Below are 3,072 nucleotides of genomic sequence, written 5' to 3' on the forward strand. Positions count from 1 at the left end.
AAAATGGGGAACCAGTACGAAAAGACTGGATTCCCGCTTTCGCGGGAATGACAATTTCGGGTTCTATTGGCCTTTGTCAACAAACTGCTAAACGATGTTAATTAACCTGCTCACATGCTAAATCCCTTGAATTGGCTTTTCGGCCTCAACAAACTTCTGGTGAAAATCGAGACCTTTTTTCTTGGTCTCACCCTGATTGCTCTCCTCTTTTTTGCCTTTCTGCAGGTGGTCTTGCGCAATTTTTTCGACTCGGGGATCAATTGGGGGGATGTCTTTGCCCGTCATCTGGTCCTGTGGATCGCCTTCTTCGGCGCCACCCTTTCGACGCGGGAGGGAAGGCATATCTCGATTGATGCATTGGCAAAGATCCTGCCGGATAGGGCCAAGCCGATTGTGGACCTTTTTATCCGTTTTTTCTGCATTGTTGTCTGTTTCCTTTTGGCCAAGGCGGCCTATAAATTCATGCTGGATGAAAAGATGGCGGCGACAATTTTGTTTGCCAAGGTGCCGACCTGGTATTTCATCACCATTATGCCGATCGGTTTTACGATCATCACCTATGCCTATTTCGTGCAGTTTATCGAGGTTCTCTGGAAATTCGGCGGAAAAGAAAAGGCGGTTGCCAGGGCGAAAGGACATCAGGAGTTGGATATATCGGTGAAAATTAAATTAAAGTAGGGGCGAACGGCCCCAACGAGGGACCACTTCGTGGCCGTTCGCCCGTACCATCATGAGCACAACATTAGCCCTCATCTCCTTCGCCCTTCTCGGCGCCCCGCTCTTCGTCATCTTCGGCGCCATTGCCCTTTATTCCTTTTTTCACGCGAATATTGATACCTCGGCCATCATGATCGAATTCTACCGGATGGCCTCGGCGCCCACACTGATTACCATCCCGCTTTTTACCTTTGCCGGCTATCTGATGGCCGAAAGCGGCACCCCCAAGCGGCTGGTGAATGTCGCCCAGGCGGTTTTGGGATGGATGCCTGGGGGGTTGGCCATTGTCACGATTTTTTCATGTGCCTTTTTCACCGCCTTTACCGGCGCCAGCGGAGTGACCATCATCGCCTTGGGGGGCCTGATGTACCCGATTCTGATGCGCGAGAAGTACGATGACAAATTTGCCATGGGGCTTGTCACCTCCTGCGGAAGCTTGGGGCTTCTTTTTCCGCCAAGCCTTCCGCTCATTCTTTACGGCCTGATCGCCAATGTGAACATCGACAAGCTTTTCCTGGCCGGAATTATTCCCGGCATTGTGCTGGTGACGGCGCTTTCCCTCTACGGGATGTACTTCGGCTCCAAAAAGGGAGTGCATCGGGTTCCGTTTGTCTTAAAGAACGTCTTCACCTGGGAGACGCCGCTCCCATTCATCATCCTTGGGGGGATTTACGGCGGTTTCATCACCGCCAGCGAGGCGGCGGCGGTGACGGCCTTTTATGTTTTGATCGTCGAGGTTTTCATTTACCGGGACATAAAACTCTTCAAGGATGTCCCCCGGATTATCCGCGAATCGATGCTTTTGGTCGGTGGTATTCTCATCATTCTGGGCGTTGCCATGGGGATGACCAACTATCTGGTCGATGCCCGTGTGCCGATGAAGCTTTTCGAATGGGTGAGCCAGTACATCAGCAGCAAGATCATGTTTCTGGTTCTGCTGAATATTTTTCTTCTGATTGTCGGTTGCCTGATGGATATTTTTTCGGCAACCATCGTGGTTGTTCCGCTGATTACCCCCATTGCCTACAAGTACGGTGTCAATCCGGTGCACCTCGGCATCATTTTCCTCACCAATCTGGAGATCGGCTATCTGACGCCGCCGGTCGGTTTGAACCTTTTTATTTCTTCCTTCCGGTTCGGACGGTCGATTATCCAACTCTACCGGATCGCCATTCCCTATCTGATTATTCTGATCATCTGCCTGATAATCATCACGTACGTTCCGTGGTTCTCCACGTTTCTTGTCGATGTCTTGCAGGTGAAATGAGGCTATTGAATCTGCGTTGCCGTAAATGATCCAAGGGCGGGATCGTAGGTAATTCTGAAATCGTACTTTTCCCGGTAATCTTCCGGTTTTTCCCCGTTTCCATTACGGGAAAAATAATACTCCGTATCCGACTTTTTGAACCACAAATCGTTCTGTAGCGGTTTGTCCATCACCTCGCCGAAACATATCCCGCAACGGGAATTGGCCGGATTGGCATCGAGAATCAGCGGATAGGCATCGAGGTTTTCCTTAAGTTTCCGGAAATGCCACTCGGCAATGCCGGCCTGGACGACGGCAATGGTTTTTTCCATCTTTTTTTCGCGATTTTTGTGTTGAAGGGCGAAAAACTGCGGAATGGCCGCCAGACAGAGAAGAAGGATAATCACCATGACCATGATGAATTCGCCGACGGTGAAACCGTTTTGGGAGCGATGGACGAAGGATGCTCGGTGATGCACGGTGGGTGATTGTAGGGGAATTGGAATCGAGAAGCAAGTTCATTGACACCCCATGGGTCATTTGTTACATGACTCCGAGTAATTTACTTAAGGAGGATCAATTATGAAGGAAGTCGTTATCGTCAGCGGGGCACGGACCCCTGTCGGCAGTTTTCAGGGGGCGCTTGCCTCGCTCACCGCGCCGCAATTGGGGTCGATCGCCATCAAAGAGGCGGTCAAACGGGCCGGTATCAAGCCGGATCAGGTGGAAGAGGTCATTATGGGATGTGTGTTGACCTCCGCCGTGGGGCAATCGCCGGCTCGTCAGGCCTTGCTTGGGGCCGGCCTTCCGAAAGAGGTGGGGGCCCTGACCATCGGCAAGGTCTGCGGTTCCGGCTTGAAAAGCGTGATGCTGGCCGATCAGATCATTCGGGCGGGTGAGGAGGAAATCATCGTTGCCGGGGGGATGGAGAGCATGAGCAATGCCCCTTACGCTCTTCCCGAGGCGAGAAACGGCTTTCGCATGGGCCACGGAAAAATCGTCGATACGATGATCCAGGACGGCCTCTGGGACCCTTACAACAATCTCCACATGGGAAGTTGCGCCGAGATGTGCGCCAAGGAATACAAAATCACGCGTGAGATGCAGGA

Annotated in this window: 3 protein-coding genes and 1 pseudogene (1 of these 4 only partly in view); 3 read left to right on the forward strand and 1 reads right to left on the reverse strand. The window is 51.9% G+C overall.

Translation table 11 applies throughout. The features are described 5' to 3' along the window. The first annotated feature begins 114 nt into the window (after positions 1-114). Together HYU99_06215 and HYU99_06220 are read left to right on the forward strand one after the other, a co-directional pair. Positions 115-678 (forward strand): TRAP transporter small permease, encoded by a 564-nt coding sequence (locus tag HYU99_06215; protein ID MBI2339943.1) that lies wholly within the window; start codon positions 115-117, stop codon positions 676-678. Positions 679-730: 52 nt separating this feature from the next. Next, positions 731-1,984, forward strand: coding sequence for a TRAP transporter large permease (locus HYU99_06220; GenBank protein MBI2339944.1), 1,254 nt, complete (start codon positions 731-733; stop codon positions 1,982-1,984). Between the two features lie 2 nt (positions 1,985-1,986). Here the strand turns inward: HYU99_06220 and HYU99_06225 are convergent, their stop codons facing one another. Beyond that, the gene (locus tag HYU99_06225) at positions 1,987-2,442 is read right to left on the reverse strand and encodes a type II secretion system protein (GenBank protein MBI2339945.1); all 456 of its coding nucleotides are present in this window, start codon (positions 2,440-2,442) and stop codon (positions 1,987-1,989) included. Between the two features lie 103 nt (positions 2,443-2,545). Between HYU99_06225 and HYU99_06230 the strand changes: the two are divergent. Further along, a pseudogene (locus tag HYU99_06230) lies at positions 2,546-3,072 on the forward strand (acetyl-CoA C-acetyltransferase) (it continues 638 nt past the right edge of the window).

Source organism: Deltaproteobacteria bacterium, assembly GCA_016183175.1.
Lineage (GTDB): Bacteria > UBA10199 > UBA10199 > UBA10199 > SBBF01 > JACPFC01.